This window comes from Janthinobacterium sp. GW821-FHT03A03, assembly GCF_059421435.1.
This window is the reverse complement of record NZ_JBWKUZ010000022.1, coordinates 57,582-76,624: the sequence shown is the minus strand read 5'-3', so window position 1 is coordinate 76,624 and position 19,043 is coordinate 57,582. Positions and strand designations below refer to the sequence as shown.

Below are 19,043 nucleotides of genomic sequence, written 5' to 3'. Positions count from 1 at the left end.
CAGCCATGAGCCACACTGCCACGCAATCCCCGATCAAGGTAGACGCGCCGCCGCCCTACCTGTCGGTCAACAATATCGAAGTCATTTACGACCATGTGATCCTGGTCTTGAAAGGCGTGTCGCTGCAGGTCCCGCAAGGCAAGATCGTGGCCCTGCTGGGCGCCAACGGCGCCGGCAAGTCGACCACGCTGAAGACCATCTCGACCCTGCTGCGCGGCGAGCGCGGTGACGTCACCAAGGGCGAGGTCCAGTTCAAGGGCGAGCGCGTGGACCAACTGACGCCGAATGAGCTGGTCAGGCGCGGCCTGTCGCAGGTGATGGAAGGCCGCCACTGTTTCGGCCACCTGACGATCGAGGAAAACCTGCTGACAGGCGCCTACACGCGCAGCCTGTCGCGCGGCGAGCTGAAAGACGCGCTGGAGAAGGTGTATCACTATTTCCCGCGCCTCAAAACACGGCGCGCCAGTCAGGCCGGCTACACCTCGGGCGGCGAGCAGCAGATGTGCGCCATCGGCCGCGCGCTGATGGCCAAGCCCTCGATGATTTTGTTGGACGAACCCTCGATGGGCATCGCGCCGCAAATCGTCGAGGAGATCTTCGGTATCGTCAAGGATTTGAACCACAAGGAAAACGTCTCTTTCCTGCTGGCCGAGCAGAACACCAACGTGGCCCTGCGCTACGCCGACTTCGGCTACATCCTGGAAAACGGCCGTGTCGTGATGGAAGGGCAAGCCCGGGAACTGGCCAGCAACGAAGACGTCAAGGAGTTTTACCTGGGCGTCTCCGGTGCCGGGCGCAAGAGCTTCCGCGACATGAAGTTCTACCGCCGCCGCAAGCGCTGGCTGGCCTGAGGACAGAGGGACGCCATGGATCTGGAACGGGCGAAAGAAGTGTGCCGCGGCTTTCCCGGTGCGACCGAAGACATCAAATGGACGAATGTGCTGGCGTTTTGCGTCGGCGGCAAGATGTTCGCCCTGTGCGGCGCGGAAGCGCACAGCACGCGCGGCATGAGCTTCAAGGTCGATGCCGAACGCTTCCTGGAATTGACGGACCGTCCCGGTATCCGCCCCGCGCCCTACCTGGCACGGGCCAGATGGGTGCATATCGCCAGCCCCGACGCCCTCGGCGACGCTGAAATGGCGGCCCTGCTGCACCGCTCCTACCGCCTGATCGTTTCCAGGCTGACGAAAAAACTGCAGTTGACATTGGAGAATCCGTAACATGACCGATACGCTCGACAGTCTGGAAGCACGCGCCCCCGAAGCGCGTGAACGCGAATTGATGGCCGGCCTGCCGCAGCTGATCGCGCGCGCGCAACAGGCGCCGGGCTGGGCCCGCATCCTCAATGGCGTCAACGCGGCCAACGTCACCAGCCGCGCCGCGCTGGCGCAGCTGCCCGTCACGCGCAAGTCCGACCTGAAGCAATTGCAGCACGCGCAACTGCCGTTCGGCGGCTTGAACACGACGCCGAAAAACGCCCTGTCGCGCGTATTCGTCTCGCCCGGCCCCATCTTCGATCCCGAAGGCCGCGGCCCCGACTGGTGGCGCTTCGCGCGCCCCATGTATGCGGCCGGCGTGCGCGCCGGCGGCCTGCTGCAGAACTGCTTTTCGTATCACTTCACGCCGGCAGCCTTCATGGTTGAAGGAGGGGCCGCGCGCATCGGCTGCACCGTCATCCCGGCCGGCATCGGCCAGACGGAAATGCAGGTGCAGGCGATGGCCGACCTCAAGCCGGACACGTATATCGGCACGCCCTCATTTTTAAAACTGATCATCGAGAAGGCGCGCGAAATGGGCGCCGACATCAGCAGCGTCACCAAAGCCCTGATGGGCGCGGAAGCCTTGCCCGAATCCTTGCGCAGCTGGTTTGCCGAGAACGGCGTACCGCACGTGTTCCAGACCTATGCCTCGGCCGATATCGGCAGCATTGCCTATGAAACGGCCAGCAATGGCAAGCTTAATCCGGGCATGGTCATCGACGAGAACGTGCTGCTCGAGATCGTCCATCCCGGCAGCGGTATTCCCGTCGCACCGGGCGAGGTGGGCGAAGTGGTGGTCACCGTCTTCAATGCCGATTACCCGCTGATCCGCTTTGCCACGGGCGATCTGTCGGCCGTGCTGACGGACGTCCCCGCTTCGCCTTGCGGGCGCACGAATACGCGCATCAAAGGCTGGATGGGGCGCGCCGACCAGACCACCAAGGTGCGCGCCATGTTCGTGCACCCGTCGCAGGTGCACGAGATCGTGCGCCGCCACCCGCAGATCAAAAAGGCGCGGCTGGTGGTGTCGGGGCGCATGGCCAACGACGAGATGACCTTGCATTGCGAAGTCGACGATCCGCGCGACGCCAGCGGCGTCGAGGCCATCGTCGGCTCGATCCGCGAACTGACCAAGTTGCGCGGCGAAGTGGCGCTGGTGGCGGTGGGCAGCCTGGCGCAGGATGGGAGAATCATCGACGACATGCGCGATTACAAATAAGGCCGATTTGCGGGATAATACCGGCATTGACCATCAGCCCCATTCATCGCCATGCAAGAGTCCATGCAAGAATTTCATCACAACCGTGCCCGTGACCTGATCAAGAACGCGGAACTGCTGTTCGACCAAGATACCGTGCAGGCGTCGATCACGCGCATGGCCGACGTGCTCAACACGCGCTTCAACGCCGAAGATTCGAAAGAGTTCCCGCTGGTGCTGGGCGTGATGGGCGGCGCCGTCGTGTTTACGGGCAATCTGCTGCCGCAACTGAGCTTTCCGCTCGAATTCGACTACATCCATGTGAGCCGCTACGGCGACGATGACAAGGGCGGCGAAGTGGTATGGAAAGTCATCCCCCGCTCGAACGTGGCGGGCCGCACCGTCATCGTGCTCGATGATATTCTCGACGAAGGCGAAACCCTGGCGCACGTCAAGCAGCGTTTGCTGGACATGGGCGCTTCGGAAGTCATCCTGGCCGTCTTTGCCGACAAGGCCATCGGCAAGAAAAAGCCCGTGCAAGCCGACATCGTCGGCCTGGTGATCCCGAACCGCTTCGTCGTCGGCTTCGGCATGGATGCATACGGCTACTGGCGCAACCTGCCGGGTTTGTGGGCCATCAAGCCAGAAGACTTGAAGCAGGAATAAGGATGGCCCGGATGGTGCGGCATGCCGCGCCATCCGCTGTTCCCACCAACCTTACAGCTTTAGCCGCGCGCGCGCCGCCTCGTATTCCGCCTTCAGGCGCGCCACCATCTCCGCTACGCTCGGCACGTCATCCATCAAGCCCACGCCCTGGCCTGCGCCCCAGATATCGCGCCAGGCCTTCGCGCTGCCGGAGCCAAAATTCATCGCGCTCTTGTCTGCTTCAGGCAGAGCTTCCGGATCGAGTCCGGCCGCTTCGATCGATTTTTTCAGGTAATTGCCGTGCACGCCCGTAAACAGGTTCGTGTAGACGATGTCCGCTGCACTTGAGTCGACGATGGCGTCGCGGTAGCCGTCGCTGACGTTCGACTCCTTGGTCGCCAGCCAGCGCGAGCCGATGTAGGCGAAGTCGGCGCCCATCGCTTGCGCGGCCAGCACGGCGTCGCCCGTGGCGATGGAGCCTGACAGCGCCAGCGGACCGTCGAAGAATTTGCGCACTTCGCCTACCAGCGCGAACGGCGACAGGGTACCCGCGTGGCCGCCGGCGCCGCTGGCGACCAGGATCAAGCCATCGACGCCCGCTTCCAGCGCCTTTTTCGCGTGGCGGATCGAAATCACGTCATGCAGCACGATGCCGCCATAGCTGTGGATGGCGTCGAGCATTTCCTTGGGCGGCGCGCGCAGCGAGGAAATGATGATGGGAATCTGGTGTTTTACGCACACGGCCACGTCATGCGCCAGTCTGTCGTTCGACTGGTGCACGATCTGATTGACGGCGATCGGTCCCACTTTTTTATCGGGGTTGGCGGCCTGGAAGGCTGCCAGTTCGGCTTGCAAGTCCGTGAGCCAGGTGTCGAGCAGTTCGGCGGGACGCGCGTTGAGGGCCGGGAAGGAACCGACGATGCCGGCCTTGCACTGCGCCGCGACGAGGGCCGGGCCGCTGGCGATGAACATCGGCGAGGCGATAACGGGTAAGGAGAGGTTTTGCAACGCAACAGGCAATGCCATGGCGGACTCGCTGGAAAGTTGATCGGACGTGAAAGACACACTGAACGTCGATTATAGTGCAGAAAAAGTACGATCGTGCTGAATTTATCGAAAGTCCGTCTCACCCCTCATTGAGCAAGTACTCACCCTCGACGCGTGCCGCTGCCGCTCTGCATAGCTGCGCAACGGCCCACTCGGCCAGCGCGGCCGCTTCCTGGCGCAGGAAGCGCCGGTTGGCCTCTTCGAAGACGGGCATGCCGCGCAACAGGGCCGGCACCTCGGCCAGGGCGATGCGCCGGCGTTCCAGCAGCAGGAATTTCAGCAGTACTTTCACCGCATTCTGCGCGTTGCGCACGGGGTCGGACGCCAGGTAGTCGAGACGAGAATACGCGCGCTGCAGCGCGCCGGCGGCATCCGTGAAGGGCCGCCCGTGGCCGGGAATGACGACGCGCACGTCCAGGCCGGCGATCAGGTCCAGCGTGGCGCGCGCTTCCGGAAAGCCGGAACCGCCCTCGAGTTCGGGGAAGATCACGCCAAAGCCGTTTTCCCACAGGGCGTCGGCGGAAATGAGAATGCCCTCTGCTGCGCAGTAAAAAATCAGGGAATGCGGGTCGTGGCCGGGTGCGCCCAGCGCTTGCCAGGCCAGGTCGGCCAGGATGAACGTATCGCCGGGCGAGACGGTGGCGTCAAAGCGGAAGCGCGGGCATTGCTGGCCCGTGGCCTGGAAACTCAGGGCGTCCACGTCCCAGCTGCGCACCTTGTCCGCTTCCGATGCGGGAATGGCCGTATAACAGCCGTATTCGGCCTGCAGCAGCGCGTTGCCGCCGCAATGGTCGGAGTGCAGGTGCGTATTGAACAGGCGGTCCAGGGGTCGGCCGGCCAGGCTATGGCGCAGCAGGGCCAGGGTTTGCGGCGCGTGCGTGACATAGCCGCTGTCGATCAGGGCCGTGTCATCCTTCCCTGTGAACAGGATGTTATTCGACGACAGCCAGCCTCGCTCGAATACCTGTACAGCATCGGGGAACAGCGCGGGCGGTCGCGGCATCGTGGTCCTCAGTCGAAGTCGATCATGGCATCGCGGCCCGGCAACTGGGCCCACACGGCGCGCTTGAAGTCGTCGTCGGCCTTGCTCCAGGCGATGATTTCGTCAAGCGTGCGCAAACAGCCCTCGCATAAGCCGCTGTCGCGGTTCATTTTGCACAGGCTGACGCAGGGCGACGGCACGGGGGACTCCAGCATGGCGGGAACAACTGGCGGGGTAGCGACCATCATGAAGCGGCATCGGTGACTGTGAGACCTTCATTATGCCGCGAAAGCGCCGCAGCGATGCGGCAAACAAGCACAACAATGTTTCCGTCGCCACATGTTTAAAAATAAAATATTATTAAAAAATTATTTACCGCACATTTATTTTGCACGGTCCTGTCACTCTGCGGGACCTTGTCCTACATCCGGATCAGCCAAGATCCTGCTTGACTTGAGATATTTCAGAACTATACTACCATCCATGTAGATGGCAGTTGGATGCCACACGGAGTTTCTGGAGACTTATGACCAAGCAAGACAGCAAGCCCAAAATCGGGGAATCAGAAAAAATCACGATCAATCTGGGGTTGATCGACCTGGGGCAGATCGATCTGCTGGTCCAGGAAGGATTCTATTCCAACCGTACGGACCTGATCCGTACGGCCATACGCAACCAACTGGGTACCCACGCCGACGTGGTCAGACAAACCGTCGCCCGTAAAAGCCTGGTATTGGGCATGCAGCACTATTCGCGCGCCGACCTGGAAGCGATCCAGGCCGCCGGCCAGCGCTTGCAGATCCAGGTGCTGGGACTGGCCAGCATCGCCAGCGACGTCTCCGTGGAACTGGCGCTGGCCACCATCGAGTCGATCTTCGTATTAGGTGCCCTGCACGCCAGCACCGTCGTCAAGACGGCGCTCGCAGGGCGAATTCACTAGCGTATTGGTTTGCGGCGATGGCCCGGCCGATGCGCGGCACCGTTAAGGATGGTCATGAAACTACCTCAAAACATGTTTGCGCAAATGCGCGCAGCAACCCGCAAGCTGATGGGCAGAGGCCCTGCCGCCGCCACCGAAGCCATCCAGCAAGCGTTGGCCGCGGCCGGCCTGACACCGCAGGCGACGGCTACGCAGCCGCCGCAGCAGCGTATGCACGACATCAATCCACCACCGCCGCCAGCGTCGGCCCGGGCCGCGCAGCCTGCCGCCGCGCCGGAATCGGCATCGGCGCCGCCCACGCCGGCACAAGCGGCGCAGGATTTCGCGCAAGACTTCATGGCGCGCCTGGGCGTGCCCGCCGGCCTGGGCCAGCACGGCTTCGACATGCCCAGCTTCGAGCTGCCGAATTTCCATCCGCCCGGTTTCAACACCCCGGCCACCGCGCCGCCGGACGTGCCCGACGGTGCCCAATTCATCGACGGCGTGTACCGCAACCATGCGGGCACGCGCTCCTACAAGCTGTACATCCCCAGCAGCTATCATGGCCAGGCCATGCCGCTGGTCGTCATGCTGCACGGCTGTACGCAAAATCCCGACGATTTCGCGGCCGGCACGCAGATGAATGCGCTGGCTGAAGAAAAGGAGTGTTTTGTTGTCTACCCGGCGCAGACGCAGGGCGCCAACAGTTCGCGCTGCTGGAACTGGTTCAACGCCATCGACCAGCAGCGCGGCCAGGGCGAGCCGTCGCTGATCGCCGGCATCGCCCAGCAAGTCATCGACGAGTACCCGGTCAATGAGCGCGAAGTGTTCGTCGCCGGCCTGTCGGCGGGCGGCGCCATGGCCGTCATCGTCGGCACCTTGTATCCGGACCTGTTTGCCGCCGTGGGCGTGCATTCGGGTCTGCCCTTCGCCTCGGCGCAGGACCTGCCGTCGGCACTGGCGGCCATGAAGGGCGGCGCCATGCCCAACCCCAAGCGCCAGGCGCCGGCAGGCGGCGTACCCATCATCGTCTTCCATGGCGACCGCGACACCACCGTCAACCCGCGCAATGGCGATGAACTGATCGCCCAGGGCGTGCGCAGTCAGGCGGGCGGCAAGGCGGCCAAGGCCGCATCCGTCGACGGCAGCGTGCCGAATGGCCACCGCTACACGCGCACCACGCACAGCCAGGCCGATGGTTCGCCGCTGGGTGAATATTGGATCATCCATGGCGCCGGTCATGCCTGGTCCGGCGGCAGCGACAACGGCAGTTACACGGACGGCAAAGGGCCGGACGCCAGCCGGGAGATGCTGCGCTTCTTCAAGACCGTCAGCTAAGCACTGATCTGGACGTGGCATGCACGGCGCCGGCCATGCCTGATCAGGCGGCAGCGACAGCGGCCGTCATGCGACCGACGGCAAAGGCCCGGACGCCAGCCGCCGGACGCAAAAAGCAGCTGCGCTTCTTCAAGGCCGTCAGCTGATGTTTTCGGTGTATGGTGCGATCTGCCGCTGCTTGTCGGCGATCTCGCACACGCCGTCGGCATAGCGGTTGGAGATGGCGATGAACTGCTCCTGGATCTGCAGGAAGGCGTCGACGATCTCGGCGTCGAAGTGCGAACCGCGGCCCTCGACGATGATCTGCACGGCCTGCGCATGGTCCATGCCCTGCTTGTAGATACGTCGGCTGATCAGGGCGTCATACACGTCGGCCAGCGCCATCAGGCGCGCCGAAATCGGGATGTCTTCGCCGGCCAGCCCCTGCGGATAACCGCTGCCATCCCATTTTTCATGGTGGCTGTAGGCGATCTCTTTCGCGTACTTGAGGAAATCGACCTCGATGCCCAGCTCGTGCTCGGCCGCCAGGATGGCATCGCGACCCAGCGTAGTGTGCGTCTTCATGATGGCCATTTCATGCGGCTCGAAACGGCCCGGCTTGAGCAGGATATGGTCGGGGATGCCCACCTTGCCGATATCGTGCAATGGCGCCGTCTTGAACAGCAGCTCGATATTCTTGTCTGTCAAAAAAGCGCGGAAGCGCGGCAAGTTGCGCACTTTTTCCGCCAGCGCCTTCAGGTAGTGCGAGGTGCGGCGGATATGGTTGCCCGTCTCGCTGTCGCGTGTCTCGGCCAGCGACGCCATCGCATGGATGGTGACATCCTGTAACGCCTTGACTTCCTGCACGCGGCGCTCCACCTCGGTTTCCAGGTACTGGTTCTGGTCGAGCAAAAAATCCTGCATCTGCTTCATCGCCAGCTGCGTCTTGATGCGCGCCAGCACGATGGGCGCCGAAATCGGCTTGGTGATGTAGTCGACGGCGCCCAGGGCCAGGCCCAGCTGCTCGTCGGCCACTTCGCTCATGGCGGTGACAAAAATCACGGGGATGCCGGCCGTGGCGGGATCGGCCTTCAGCGCGCGGCACACATCGTAGCCGCTCATGCCCGGCATCATGATGTCGAGCAGGATCAGGTCAGGCTGGTCGCTGCCGGCGGCGATCTTCAGGGCACGCTCGCCATTGACGGCAATCTTGGTGCGGTAATCGTCTTCCAGCACCGCACGCAGCAGGTCGATATTGTCTGGCGTGTCATCGACCACCAGGATGGTTGGCTTGCTTGCCGGCGCTCTCATGCCCGTCCTTCGCTCTGCATAATTATCCTTCTCACAATGTCAGCTCCAGCGCATCGGCCACCTCGCCCAGCTGCGCCAGCGCACCTTCGAAATCATATTGCCCCAGCATGCGCTTCAACTGACGCGCGTGTTCAGCCTGCCCGGCCGCGATCAGCACAGGGCCGATGCCGTCGAGGTGTTTGACGGCCTGCGCATCATCCTGCTGCAGCAGCTGCGACAGTTCGCGCAAGCCAGTCTCCAGGCGCACCCGGTCCACGGGCGCCACCACCGCACTACCTGGCTCGACCACATTGCCACGCGCCTGCATGGCCAGCACGATCTTCGGCACTAGCTCATCGAGCGCCAGGGTACAGGCGGCCAGCGCCTGCGGCAAGCCGTCGTGCGAGCCGAGGCTGAGCAAATGCTCGACGCGCGCAGCGCAATCGGCCAGGCCGCCGGCGCCGATATTGCCGGCCAGGCCCTTCAGGGTATGCGCTTCGCGAATCGCCGTTTCCAGCTGGTTGTTCTCGATGGCGGCAACGATGCGCTGCATGACATCAAACTGGGTTTCCACAAAACGGTCCAGCAATTTTCGCATCAACGCGGCATTGCCGCCTACGCGCCGCATGGCGTCCGCCATTTTCAGGCCGGCGATCACCGGCAGCTCCGCTTCCGGCAGCGCCACCGCCACGCTCACTTCCTGCGGCATGGCAGGCGCAATCCAGCGTGCCAGGGTGCCGAACAGCTGCGCCACGTCGATCGGCTTGGCGATGAAATCGTTCATGCCGGCGTCCAGGCATTTTTCCTTGTCGCCAACCATGGCATTGGCCGTCATGGCAATCACGGGCAAATTGGAGTAGCGCGGATCCTGGCGCAGCTTGCGGGTCGCCTGATAGCCGTCCATCACCGGCATCTGGCAATCCATCAATACGCCGTCATACGCATTTTCTTCGATCTTCGCCAGCGCGATGGCGCCATTGCTGGCAATATCGACGCGAATGCCCGCGTCGTTGAGAATATGCTGCGCCACTTCCTGGTTGACCTCATTGTCTTCCACCAGCAACAGCCAGGCGCCGCGCAGAGCGCGCTCGTCGTCGCGGTAGCTGCTCTGGCGCTGCGTCTTGCGGCTCTGTCCCGTCACGCCGCCAAACACGAATGAAATCTGGTCAAGCAAGGTCGAGGCGCTGATCGGCTTGTTCAATATACCGTCAAGCGGCAGCTCGCGCTGGCGCGCCGCCTCCACCAGCGCTTCGCGATGGAAGGCCGTCACCATGATGCAGGCAGGCGCCGCATCGATGCCAGCGGCATCTGCGCGGATGCCGGCCAGGGTATCGAGGCCGTTCATGCCAGGCATCTTCCAGTCCATCAGCACGAGGCCATACGGGCGCCCCTCGGCACGCGCCTGCGCCACAGCACCGATGGCCAGCACGCCGCCATATACGGCGCGCGCCTCGAAGCCCAGCGCCGTCAGCATATTGACGAATATTTCACGCGCGCTTGGGTTATCGTCGACCACCAGCACGCGCAGCCCCTCGAACTGCTGCGGATGCTGCAGGCTGTCGCGCGGCACGGCGGCCAGGCCGAAGCGGGCCGTGAAAAAGAAGGTGCTGCCCACGCCAGCTTCGCTTTCCAGGTCGATCTCGCCTTCCATCATTTCCACCAGGCGCTTGCTGATGGTCAGGCCCAGGCCCGTGCCGCCGTGGTGGCGCGTGGTGGAGGTATCGGCCTGGGTAAATGCCTGGAACAGCTTGCTGCGCTGGGGCGGCGTCAGGCCAATGCCCGTGTCGCGCACATCCACCCGCAGCACCGCCGCATGTTCTTCCAGCTGCTGCAGGCGGATGCTGACGACGATCTCGCCCTTCTCCGTAAATTTGATGGCATTGTTGGTCAGGTTGATCAGCACCTGGCCCAGGCGCAGCGGATCGCCCTGCAAGGCGTTCGGTACATCGGGAGCGACGTCGAACAGCAGCTCCAGGCCCTTGTCCTGCGCGCGCATCACGGACAGGTCGGCGATCTGCGCCAGCACGTCCTCGAGGAAGAAATCGACTTTTTCAAAGGCCATCTTGCCCGCCTCTATCTTCGAGAAATCGAGGATATCGTCGATAATGGCCAGCAGGTTCTTCGAGGCCGATTCCACCTTTTCCAGGTAATTGCGCTGGGTTGGCGTGAGCTCGGTCTGCAACGCCAGGTGGGTCATGCCGATGATGCCATTCATCGGCGTGCGGATCTCGTGCGACATATTGGCCAGGAAGTCCGACTTCATCTTGGTCGCATCCTCGGCCACTTCGACGGCATGGCGCAAGTCCTGCTCGACGGCCAGGCTGGTACTCATGTCCTTGAGCGCCTGCAGCAATTCGCCCGTCTCGTCGCGCGACGTCACTTCGATGACGGAACTGAGGTCGCCATTGGCCACGCGCGTGGCAATCGCCACCGCCTCGCCCAGCGGACGCGTGATCGAGCGCGCCGACCAGGCAAAGGCCAGGCCAATCAGCAAGGCTGCCAGGCCGATGCCGCCCATCAGCAGCAGCGAGGTGTCGATATCGTTGCGTATCCTCGCCGCGCTGTCGCGGATCTGCTGCTGCTGCAGGTCATCGAGCTGGCCTACGTAGAGCAGCACCTTTTCCAGCACGGGTAGCGTCTGTATCTGCATCGTCTGCTCCGCGCCAGCATCGTCACCGCGCTCTACCAGCACGAACATCGCCTTGAGCGAGGCATAATAATCGGCGCGCGCGCGATGCATCTGCTCCAGCAGGCGCCGCTCCTCGGGCCGCGCATCGAGCCCGTCGAGAACCCGCACCTGTTCGTCGATGCCAAGCTTGATCGATTCCAGGCGTTCCTGATTTGCCTGGCGCAGCGCCAGCTTATGCTGGGTGGGCAGGCTGGCGATGCGCGTGGCAGCCTCGCGCGCCAGGCCATGGATCTTGCTGGTGGCCTTGGAAGCGACCCAGTCGCGCTGCAGAATATCGTCGGTCTCGGCACGGATCGCGTAAATACGGCTGCCCGACAGCACGATGACGACCAGCATCAGCACAATCAGGATGACATAGCCCGCATTGATGCGCACGCCGATCCGGATATCCCTGAAACGCATAAAAATTTCCCATAAGTAACTATTAAAAGCGAAGTCTGAACGCATTTCCCTACGGAATGCAAGGTTTATTGCAAAGGAATTGCGCGAAAATGCGCTTATTTGGCCGATGTTGGCGCTTTTATGGGATGCGCCAGCGATGCAATATGGACTTGCAGACAGGCCGGGCACCAGCAGCCGATGGCGCTGCCCGGCACGGGCATGGCCGGCGGCAGGGCCGTGCACCAGCATGGTCCGGCCGCTTGCAGGTCAGTCTGGCCGCATTGGAACGTGGCGCCGCAGCGCGTGCACTGGCTCATGGCTGTGTTTGAATTGGCAAGTGTGTGACACGTCGCACCGGGGTGCGACGCAGATGTAACTGGCAGTAAAAAGGCTGGCTGGCGGACATATCGGCCCAGACTATAGGATCATCAGGGAAAATACAACAAGATCGCCCTATAATGCCTCCAGGATTTTCTTCTTCCCTGTAAAATCGCACAAATCTATTTTCCGGACTCGCCATGAATCAACTAGCTAACTTGAACCTGGACATGAATGACGACTTGACGGCGGTGTCGCCGCAAATCAAGGCGCAGATTCTGGCCGAGGCCCTGCCATACATTCGCAATTTCCATGGCAAAACCATCGTCATCAAATACGGTGGCAACGCGATGACGGACGAACGCCTGAAGCACGGCTTCGCGCGCGACGTCATCCTGCTCAAGCTGGTCGGCATGAACCCGGTCGTGGTGCACGGCGGCGGACCGCAGATTGACAACGCGCTCAAGAAAATCGGCAAGCAAGGCACCTTCGTGCAAGGCATGCGCATCACCGACGAAGAAACCATGGAAGTGGTGGAGTGGGTGCTGGGCGGCGAAGTACAGCAGGATATCGTCATGCTGATCAACCATTACGGCGGCCAGGCAGTCGGCCTGACAGGCAAGGACGGCGGCTTGATCCGTGCGCGCAAGATGCAGATGCCGGACCGCGAACATCCGGGCGAGTTCCTCGACATCGGCTTTGTCGGCGAGATCGACGCGATCAACCCGGCCGTCGTCAAGGCGCTGCAGGACGACGCCTTCATTCCCATCATCTCGCCTATCGGTTTCGGCCAGGACGGCCAGGCTTACAACATCAATGCCGATGTCGTGGCGGGCAAGATCGCGGAAATCCTGAAGGCGGAAAAGCTGATCATGATGACCAACATCGCCGGCGTCCAGGACAAGCAGGGCAACCTGGTAACCGACCTGTCGGCACGCGAAATCGACGAGATGTTCGCCGATGGCACGATCTCGGGCGGCATGCTGCCAAAAATCTCGTCGGCGCTCGACGCGGCCAAGTCCGGCGTGAATACGGTGCACATCATCGATGGCCGCATCGAACACTCATTATTGCTGGAAGTGTTGACCGAGCAGGCTTTTGGTACTATGATCCGTTCGCACTAAAAAAATCGCAACGCATCACAGCGAGTAGTTTGGCGGCGCAGATCACCTGGCGCCGCTTTTAATTTGCCCTTGTAGCTCAGTGGTAGAGCACTCCCTTGGTAAGGGAGAGGCCACGTGTTCGATCCACGTCAAGGGCACCAACTTTATATCCCCGCAGCTGAAAAACTGTCCATGGCGGCGTTGTCCTTCCTCGCCGTACATTCGTACTGTCTTCGTCAGTCCGCCTTGCCCTGAACATTTTTCCATCTACTCTGCCGTCATCTCCTGATAGTAAAAAATGTCCATGGCTGCGTTGCCTCGCCTCGCCGTACATGCGTACTGTCTTCGGCTCGGCGCCTTGCCCTGAACACTTTTCATCTACTCTGCCGCCGTTTATTGCGCGGCTGAGCTGCCGTCATCGCTTCTGCCGTTCAATAAATCCGCTCGACCTTCAGGCCTTTCTTGCGCAATAAATCCGGCACGCTTTTCTCTCCGACCAGGTGCAGCACGCCGATGGCGGCCAGGCTGGACTTTTCGCGCGCCAGCAGGCTGGCGATGCCGTCGGCCAGGGCCGGGTTGCGGCCATCTAACAACACCTTTTGCACGAACTGCGCGGCGAACGAGGGGTCTTGCGCCGCCTTTGCCGCCAGCCTGTCGAAGGCGGCCGCGTCGGCGTTGCGCCAGGCGCCGGCGATCTCGCGCGCTTCCTGGCTCTGTTCCTGGTCTTCGATCGACGCCACGCCGTCTTCCAGGAAGCGGCACTGGTCGCCGGGCGACATGGCGCCAAACAGCGCCATCTGGCCTTCCATCGATTCGAGTTCCAGCACGGGGATCTTGCGCGCCTTGGCTTGCTGCGACAGATAATTGTCCACCGCCAGGTCGGAGCGGTAGCCCAAGGTGGAAAACTCGCCGATGGCCAGCATGCTGGCCAGCATCCACGGCTTCATCGGCGCCACCGATTCAGCTGAAATGCCGTATTTTTGCAACAGCGGCGCCAGGCGCGGCGCCAGGGTCTGGCGGCAGTCGGCAGGCACTTTGCTGCCCGGCGCCTCCATGCCGTATTTCAGCACGGCGCCCAGGGCGGCGCGCGGATCGGCGCCCGGATCGATCTCCAGCGCCAGCGCCCCTGCCTGGTGCAGCGCCTGCGTCACAGTGGGTTCGAGCGGATAAAAGTCGGGCGCGCCGACGTGGATGGTACCGAACAAATACAGGGTGTGGGCCGCGTCCTGCACCTTGAAAAGGGCACCCCGGTTTTGCGCCACGGGCGGCGCTTCGGCGAAGGCCGTCTGCAACGGCAGCAAGAATAATCCGCAAAACATCACTATAATCTGGCGTCGCATGGTTTTCCTGATTGTTGAATTTTTCATCTTCTCTCGCTAGCAAAGACTCTCGTGCCTGTGTCCCATCTTAACCGCTCGTCGCCGGTCTGGCTGTTTGACCTCGACAACACGCTGCACAATGCCTCGCACGCCATCTTCCCCACCATCACGGCCAATATGAACACGTATATTGCCCGCGTGCTGGGCGACGGTGTGACGCCGGCCGACGAGGCCATCGTCAATGCGGCGCGTGCGGCTTACTGGCGCCGTTATGGCGCCACCTTGCTGGGTATGGTCAAGCACCATCAGGTGCAGGCCGCGCATTTTTTGCACGAGACGCACGCCTTCGACGATTTGCGCGCCATGATACGCGCCGAGCGGGGACTGGGGGCTTTACTCAAACGCCTGCCTGGCCGTAAAATTTTGCTCACCAACGCGCCGCTGCGCTATTCGAGCGACGTAATGCGCCACCTGGGCCTGCGCCGGCACTTTTCACACCACGTCGCCATCGAAGCGATGCAGGTGCACCGCCAGCTGCGGCCCAAGCCATCGACGCTGATGCTGCGCAAACTGATGCGCAAGCACCAGATCCGGCCCGGGCGCTGCATCCTGGTGGAAGATACCCTGGCCAACCTGAAGGGCGCAAAAAGGCTGGGCCTGCGCACGGCCTGGGTCACGCAATACCTGAAAATGGCCGATCCGATCGGCGTGGCGAAGCTGCCCAAGGCGTTAAATCGCCCCGCTTACGTCGATGTCAAAGTAAAATCTGTCCGGCATTTGGCACGCCGCCTTCACCGTCTGCGTTGAAGGGGACTCCTGAGCTTCCGGCTGACGCCGGAAGCCGCACCGCTAGCGGCGGTGACGGACCTTCCCATCAAGGCAGCATTTTTTTTAACGACAAGAGAAAATATGGCAAGCACACCGCCGGGCCAACGCAGGCTACAAATTCTTCAGGCCCTCGCCGCAATGCTGGAGCAGCCGAAAGGCGAAAAGATCACCACCGCAGCACTGGCGGCCAGGCTGGCCGTCTCGGAAGCGGCCCTGTACCGCCATTTCGCCAGCAAGGCGCAAATGTTCGAAGGGCTGATCGAATTCATCGAGTCGAGCGTTTTCGGCCTGATCAACCAGATCGCGGAAAAGCACAGCGACGGCATGACGCAGACGCGCGACATCGTCGGCATGCTGCTCAATTTCGCCATCAGCAATCCGGGCATGACGCGCGTGCTGATCGGCGACGCCCTGGTCAATGAGGACGAGCGCCTGCAAGTGCGCATGAACCAGTTCTACGACCGCGTGGAGCTGGCGCTCAAGCAGGCCTTGCGCGTGGCCGCCGCCGAAGGGCATGGCAAGGAAAGCGAAGTGGCGGCGCGCGCCACCCTGATCGTCGGCTTCGTCATCGGACGCTGGCACCGCTACGCCAAAAGCGGCTTCAAGATCAATCCATCCCAGGAAGCGGCGCTGCAAATCGCCATGCTGCTGGGGTAAGTCACTGCCGCGGCTGTCCCCATGCATACCGATTGTTTCGCCCTGCTCGACGACGCCAGCACGCCCGGCGCCGGTTCGCGCCTGTACACGGGCCTGGCGGCGGTCTTGCGGTGCGGCGAGGGGAAGCAGTGGCCAGTGCTGCTCGAAGGGCTGCAAGGGGCCTTGGAACGCGGCCAGTACGCCGTCAGCGTGTGCAGCTACGAGCTGGGCGCGCACTTGCTGGCCATGCCGCCGCGCGCGGCAGATCCCGGTGCGCCGCCGCTGGCGCAGGTGCTCGTCTTCGAACACTGCACCCAGCTGTCGCAGGACGAGGTGGTGCAGTGGCTGGCCGCACGTACGCCGGCGGTGGAAACGCCGGCCGGCATCGCCGGCATCCGCGCGAATGTGGATCAGGCCGAATTCACGCGCGCGCTGGGGCGCATCCACGACTACATCGTGGCCGGCGACACGTATCAGGTCAACTATACGTATCGGCTGCGCTTTGACGCCTTCGGCTCGCCGCTGGCTCTGTATGCGCGGCTGCGGGAACGCCAGCCCGTGCCGTATGGCGCGCTGGTGATGCTGCCCGATGGCGGCGCCCTGCTGTCGCTGTCGCCGGAACTGTTCGTGCGCCATGCCCAAGGAGAGCTGACGGCGCGCCCGATGAAAGGTACGGCGCCGGCCGCCCCGCCTGAACAAACGGACGAAAACGCGCGCCGCGCCGCCGCCCTGGCCAGCGACCCGAAAAACCGCGCGGAAAACCTGATGATCGTCGATCTGCTGCGCAACGACATCGGCCGCATCGCCGCCACGGGCTCCGTCAAGGTGCCGGCCCTGTTCCAGGTGACGCGCTACAGCAGCGTGCTGCAGATGACGTCCACCGTGCAGGCGCGCTTGCGCGACGATGCCAGCCTGGCCGACATCTTCCAGGCCCTGTATCCGTGCGGGTCGATCACGGGCGCGCCGAAACGCCGCACCATGGAGATCATCGCCGAACTGGAGCCGGCGCCGCGCGGCATCTACACGGGCGCCATCGGCTGGTTTGATCCGCCGGCCGCCGGCGCTGCCCACACGATAGGCGACTTCTGCATGTCCGTGCCGATCCGTACCCTGGCCCTGCAGCCGCCCGGTGCGGATGGCCTGCGGCGCGGCGAGATGGGCGTGGGCGCCGGCATCGTGCTCGACAGCGACCCGCAGGAGGAATTTGCGGAATGCCGGCTCAAGGCGCGCTTCCTGACGGGCTTGAGCAACGACTTCGAACTGTTCGAGACCCTGCACGCCAGCCGCGCCGGCGGCTGCCGCCAGCAGGAGCGCCACCTGGCGCGCCTGGCCGCGTCCAGCGCCTACTTCGGTTTTTCCTGGGACCAACATGCTGCCCGCGCCGCGCTGCAGGCGGCCTGCGCGGCGCGCCCCGACGATGCGCCCTTCCGCCTGCGCCTGGCGCTGCGCCAGGATGGCCAGTTTACGGTGCAAAGCGGCTCACTGGCGCCCTTGCCAGCCAAGGTCAACGTCATGCTGGCGCCCGACGCCACCACGGCGGCCGACCTGTTCCTGCGCCACAAGAGCAGCGTGCGCGCGCGCTATGACGCGGCCTGGCGAACAGCCGAGGCGCAGGGCGCCTTCGACATGCTGTTCTTTAACGAGCGCGGCGAGCTGACGGAGGGCGGGCGCAGCAATGTCTTCGTCCGGCTCGATGGCCGCTGGCACACGCCGCCGTTGTCCTGCGGCTTGCTGCCAGGCGTGCAGCGCGCTGCCATGCTGGCCGATCCCGCCTGGGATGCACAGGAAACCATCATCACGCGCCCCATGCTGGCACGAGCCGAGGCGATTATCGTGTGCAACGCGTTGCGCGGCGCCATGCCGGCGCAGCTTGTCCGTTAGGCGTCCACGCGCATTTCATAGCCGCCGTAGATCATCCGCTTGCCATCGAAGGGCAGCTTGGCCGGATCCATCATCTCGGCCAGACGGGGGTCTTTCATGACCTTGTCGTTGATTTCGTCGCGCTTGGCGCGCGACTCGAAGACGATCCAGGAAAACACCACCACTTCGCCATCCTGCAAGTCCACCGCCTGCGGAAACGAGGTCAGTTTTCCCGGCTTGACATCGTCGCCCACGCATTCGCGAAATTCCTGCGCGCCATATTCACGCCAGACGGCGCCGCAGGCGCGCGACATGGCCAGATAGGTATCGAGTTTGGCCTTCGGTACGGGCACCACAAATCCATCGACATACGCCATGATGATCTCCTTGATGGTTGTTTTGACAAACATGAACAACCAGCTTAGGACAATGATGGCAAGACGACAAGCGCGGCATTAAAAAAAAGCAGGCGCGCAGGCCTGCTTGTGTATCGGCAACTTACATCGCCAGCGCTTTTTCCACCGCGCCAACGAGCTTCTTGTCGTCCGGCGTCACCTTGCTGGGGAAGCTCTCGACAACCTTGCCGTGGCGGTCGATCAAGTATTTATGAAAATTCCAGGCCGGCGTCTTGCCCGTCTGCTTGATCAAGTCCACGTACAGCGGGTTCGGATTGGGGCCGGAAACGACGGACTTCGAAAACATGGGGAACTTCACGCCATAGGTGTTGTAGCAGAAATCGGCGATTTCCTTGCTATTGCCCGGTTCCTGCTTGCCGAAATCATTCGACGGGAAACCCAGCACCACCAGGCCCTTGCTGCCATACTTGGCGTACAGCGCCTCGAGCCCCTCGTATTGGTTGGTAAAACCACAATAACTGGCCGTATTTACCACCAGCACGACCTTGCCCGCATACTGGCACAGGTTTTGCGGCGCCTCGTCCTGCAGGCGGTTGAAGGTTTGCTTGAGGATGGCGGGGCAGGCCGCTGGCGCGGCGGCAACTGGCGCTGTTTCGGCACGGGCCGGCATGGCCAGGCTGGCGCCGGCGGCAAGGGTGGTAAGCGCAAACAGCTGGGCAAGGGTCTTGGACATGAGAGGCACCATGGTTGAACGTAAAAAACCATTCTATGCCAAACGCCGCGCGCATGTGTGAGGCAGACAACAACAGCGATTCCTTGAGCTGCATCAACAACAGCGCAGTCCGTGCCCTGCGACGGTTTTTTTTACCTATGCTCGGCCTTTCTGCCCCCGTTTC

General features: G+C 62.7%; 19 protein-coding genes and 1 tRNA gene. 11 read left to right on the top strand and 9 right to left on the bottom strand.

Translation table 11 applies throughout. From position 1 onward, the window contains the following. Nucleotides 1-5 precede the first annotated feature (5 nt). From AC07VI_RS25680 to AC07VI_RS25665, 4 genes are all read left to right on the top strand, one after another. On the top strand, nucleotides 6-851 hold the full coding sequence (locus AC07VI_RS25680) for an ABC transporter ATP-binding protein (RefSeq protein ID WP_086144357.1): 846 nt from the start codon (nucleotides 6-8) through the stop codon (nucleotides 849-851). Nucleotides 852-866: 15 nt separating this feature from the next. Then, complete coding sequence (locus tag AC07VI_RS25675; RefSeq protein ID WP_086144356.1) at nucleotides 867-1,220, top strand: MmcQ/YjbR family DNA-binding protein; 354 nt, start codon at nucleotides 867-869, stop codon at nucleotides 1,218-1,220. Nucleotide 1,221: 1 nt separating this feature from the next. Further along, on the top strand, nucleotides 1,222-2,478 hold the full coding sequence (locus AC07VI_RS25670; RefSeq protein WP_492992075.1) for a phenylacetate--CoA ligase family protein: 1,257 nt from the start codon (nucleotides 1,222-1,224) through the stop codon (nucleotides 2,476-2,478). Nucleotides 2,479-2,541: 63 nt separating this feature from the next. Next, a complete protein-coding gene (locus tag AC07VI_RS25665; protein ID WP_035823544.1) occupies nucleotides 2,542-3,123 on the top strand; it encodes a hypoxanthine-guanine phosphoribosyltransferase in 582 nt (193 codons plus the stop codon). 51 nt (nucleotides 3,124-3,174) lie between these two features. On the opposite strand, the gene AC07VI_RS25660 is transcribed toward AC07VI_RS25665, so the two are convergent. The 3 genes from AC07VI_RS25660 to AC07VI_RS25650 form a co-directional block, all read right to left on the bottom strand. Next, nucleotides 3,175-4,128: an NAD(P)H-dependent flavin oxidoreductase gene (locus AC07VI_RS25660; protein WP_086144353.1), complete on the bottom strand. Its 954-nt coding sequence runs from the start codon at nucleotides 4,126-4,128 to the stop codon at nucleotides 3,175-3,177. A 100-nt stretch (nucleotides 4,129-4,228) separates the two neighbouring features. Next, nucleotides 4,229-5,152 (bottom strand): MBL fold metallo-hydrolase, encoded by a 924-nt coding sequence (locus tag AC07VI_RS25655; RefSeq protein ID WP_099374833.1) that lies wholly within the window; start codon nucleotides 5,150-5,152, stop codon nucleotides 4,229-4,231. 8 nt (nucleotides 5,153-5,160) lie between these two features. After that, nucleotides 5,161-5,379: a DUF1289 domain-containing protein gene (locus tag AC07VI_RS25650; protein WP_492992072.1), complete on the bottom strand. Its 219-nt coding sequence runs from the start codon at nucleotides 5,377-5,379 to the stop codon at nucleotides 5,161-5,163. Nucleotides 5,380-5,657: 278 nt separating this feature from the next. Here AC07VI_RS25650 and AC07VI_RS25645 point away from each other — a divergent pair, with 278 nt between their 5' ends. Beyond that, nucleotides 5,658-6,071: a CopG family transcriptional regulator gene (locus tag AC07VI_RS25645; RefSeq protein ID WP_086144350.1), complete on the top strand. Its 414-nt coding sequence runs from the start codon at nucleotides 5,658-5,660 to the stop codon at nucleotides 6,069-6,071. Between the two features lie 54 nt (nucleotides 6,072-6,125). Next, nucleotides 6,126-7,388: an extracellular catalytic domain type 1 short-chain-length polyhydroxyalkanoate depolymerase gene (locus AC07VI_RS25640; RefSeq protein WP_226936146.1), complete on the top strand. Its 1,263-nt coding sequence runs from the start codon at nucleotides 6,126-6,128 to the stop codon at nucleotides 7,386-7,388. Between the two features lie 138 nt (nucleotides 7,389-7,526). Here the strand turns inward: AC07VI_RS25640 and AC07VI_RS25635 are convergent, their stop codons facing one another. The 3 genes from AC07VI_RS25635 to AC07VI_RS25625 form a co-directional block, all read right to left on the bottom strand. After that, a complete protein-coding gene (locus AC07VI_RS25635; protein ID WP_086144348.1) occupies nucleotides 7,527-8,678 on the bottom strand; it encodes a response regulator in 1,152 nt (383 codons plus the stop codon). A gap of 31 nt (nucleotides 8,679-8,709) precedes the next feature. Continuing rightward, nucleotides 8,710-11,748 (bottom strand): response regulator, encoded by a 3,039-nt coding sequence (locus AC07VI_RS25630; protein ID WP_086144439.1) that lies wholly within the window; start codon nucleotides 11,746-11,748, stop codon nucleotides 8,710-8,712. 95 nt (nucleotides 11,749-11,843) lie between these two features. Beyond that, on the bottom strand, nucleotides 11,844-12,044 hold the full coding sequence (locus AC07VI_RS25625; protein WP_086144347.1) for a cysteine-rich CWC family protein: 201 nt from the start codon (nucleotides 12,042-12,044) through the stop codon (nucleotides 11,844-11,846). Between the two features lie 231 nt (nucleotides 12,045-12,275). Here AC07VI_RS25625 and argB point away from each other — a divergent pair, with 231 nt between their 5' ends. Both argB and AC07VI_RS25615 read left to right on the top strand, forming a co-directional pair. Next, entirely contained in the window at nucleotides 12,276-13,169 is an 894-nt protein-coding gene (gene argB / locus AC07VI_RS25620; protein ID WP_010393729.1) for an acetylglutamate kinase, read from the top strand. Between the two features lie 65 nt (nucleotides 13,170-13,234). Next, nucleotides 13,235-13,309: transfer RNA gene (locus AC07VI_RS25615), tRNA-Thr, on the top strand. A gap of 270 nt (nucleotides 13,310-13,579) precedes the next feature. Here AC07VI_RS25615 and AC07VI_RS25610 read toward each other — a convergent pair. Further along, the gene (locus tag AC07VI_RS25610) at nucleotides 13,580-14,449 is read right to left on the bottom strand and encodes a TraB/GumN family protein (RefSeq protein ID WP_226936148.1); all 870 of its coding nucleotides are present in this window, start codon (nucleotides 14,447-14,449) and stop codon (nucleotides 13,580-13,582) included. A gap of 90 nt (nucleotides 14,450-14,539) precedes the next feature. Here AC07VI_RS25610 and AC07VI_RS25605 point away from each other — a divergent pair, with 90 nt between their 5' ends. The 3 genes from AC07VI_RS25605 to pabB all read left to right on the top strand — a co-directional run bounded on the left by AC07VI_RS25605 (nucleotide 14,540) and on the right by pabB (nucleotide 17,812). Beyond that, entirely contained in the window at nucleotides 14,540-15,274 is a 735-nt protein-coding gene (locus AC07VI_RS25605) for a pyrimidine 5'-nucleotidase (protein WP_086144345.1), read from the top strand. 102 nt (nucleotides 15,275-15,376) lie between these two features. Beyond that, a complete protein-coding gene (slmA, locus tag AC07VI_RS25600) occupies nucleotides 15,377-15,952 on the top strand; it encodes a nucleoid occlusion factor SlmA (RefSeq protein ID WP_099665918.1) in 576 nt (191 codons plus the stop codon). 21 nt (nucleotides 15,953-15,973) lie between these two features. Next, complete coding sequence (gene pabB, locus AC07VI_RS25595) at nucleotides 15,974-17,812, top strand: aminodeoxychorismate synthase component I (protein ID WP_492992066.1); 1,839 nt, start codon at nucleotides 15,974-15,976, stop codon at nucleotides 17,810-17,812. Here the strand turns inward: pabB and AC07VI_RS25590 are convergent. Both AC07VI_RS25590 and AC07VI_RS25585 read right to left on the bottom strand, forming a co-directional pair. Beyond that, on the bottom strand, nucleotides 17,809-18,168 hold the full coding sequence (locus AC07VI_RS25590) for a DUF1428 domain-containing protein (RefSeq protein ID WP_086144438.1): 360 nt from the start codon (nucleotides 18,166-18,168) through the stop codon (nucleotides 17,809-17,811). The two genes, pabB and AC07VI_RS25590, sit on opposite strands and share 4 nt — an antisense overlap. Nucleotides 18,169-18,289: 121 nt before the next feature. After that, nucleotides 18,290-18,880 carry a glutathione peroxidase gene (locus AC07VI_RS25585; protein WP_086144342.1) on the bottom strand — a complete coding sequence of 197 codons (591 nt, stop codon included), beginning with the start codon at nucleotides 18,878-18,880 and terminating at the stop codon, nucleotides 18,290-18,292. Nucleotides 18,881-19,043: the final 163 nt, after the last annotated feature.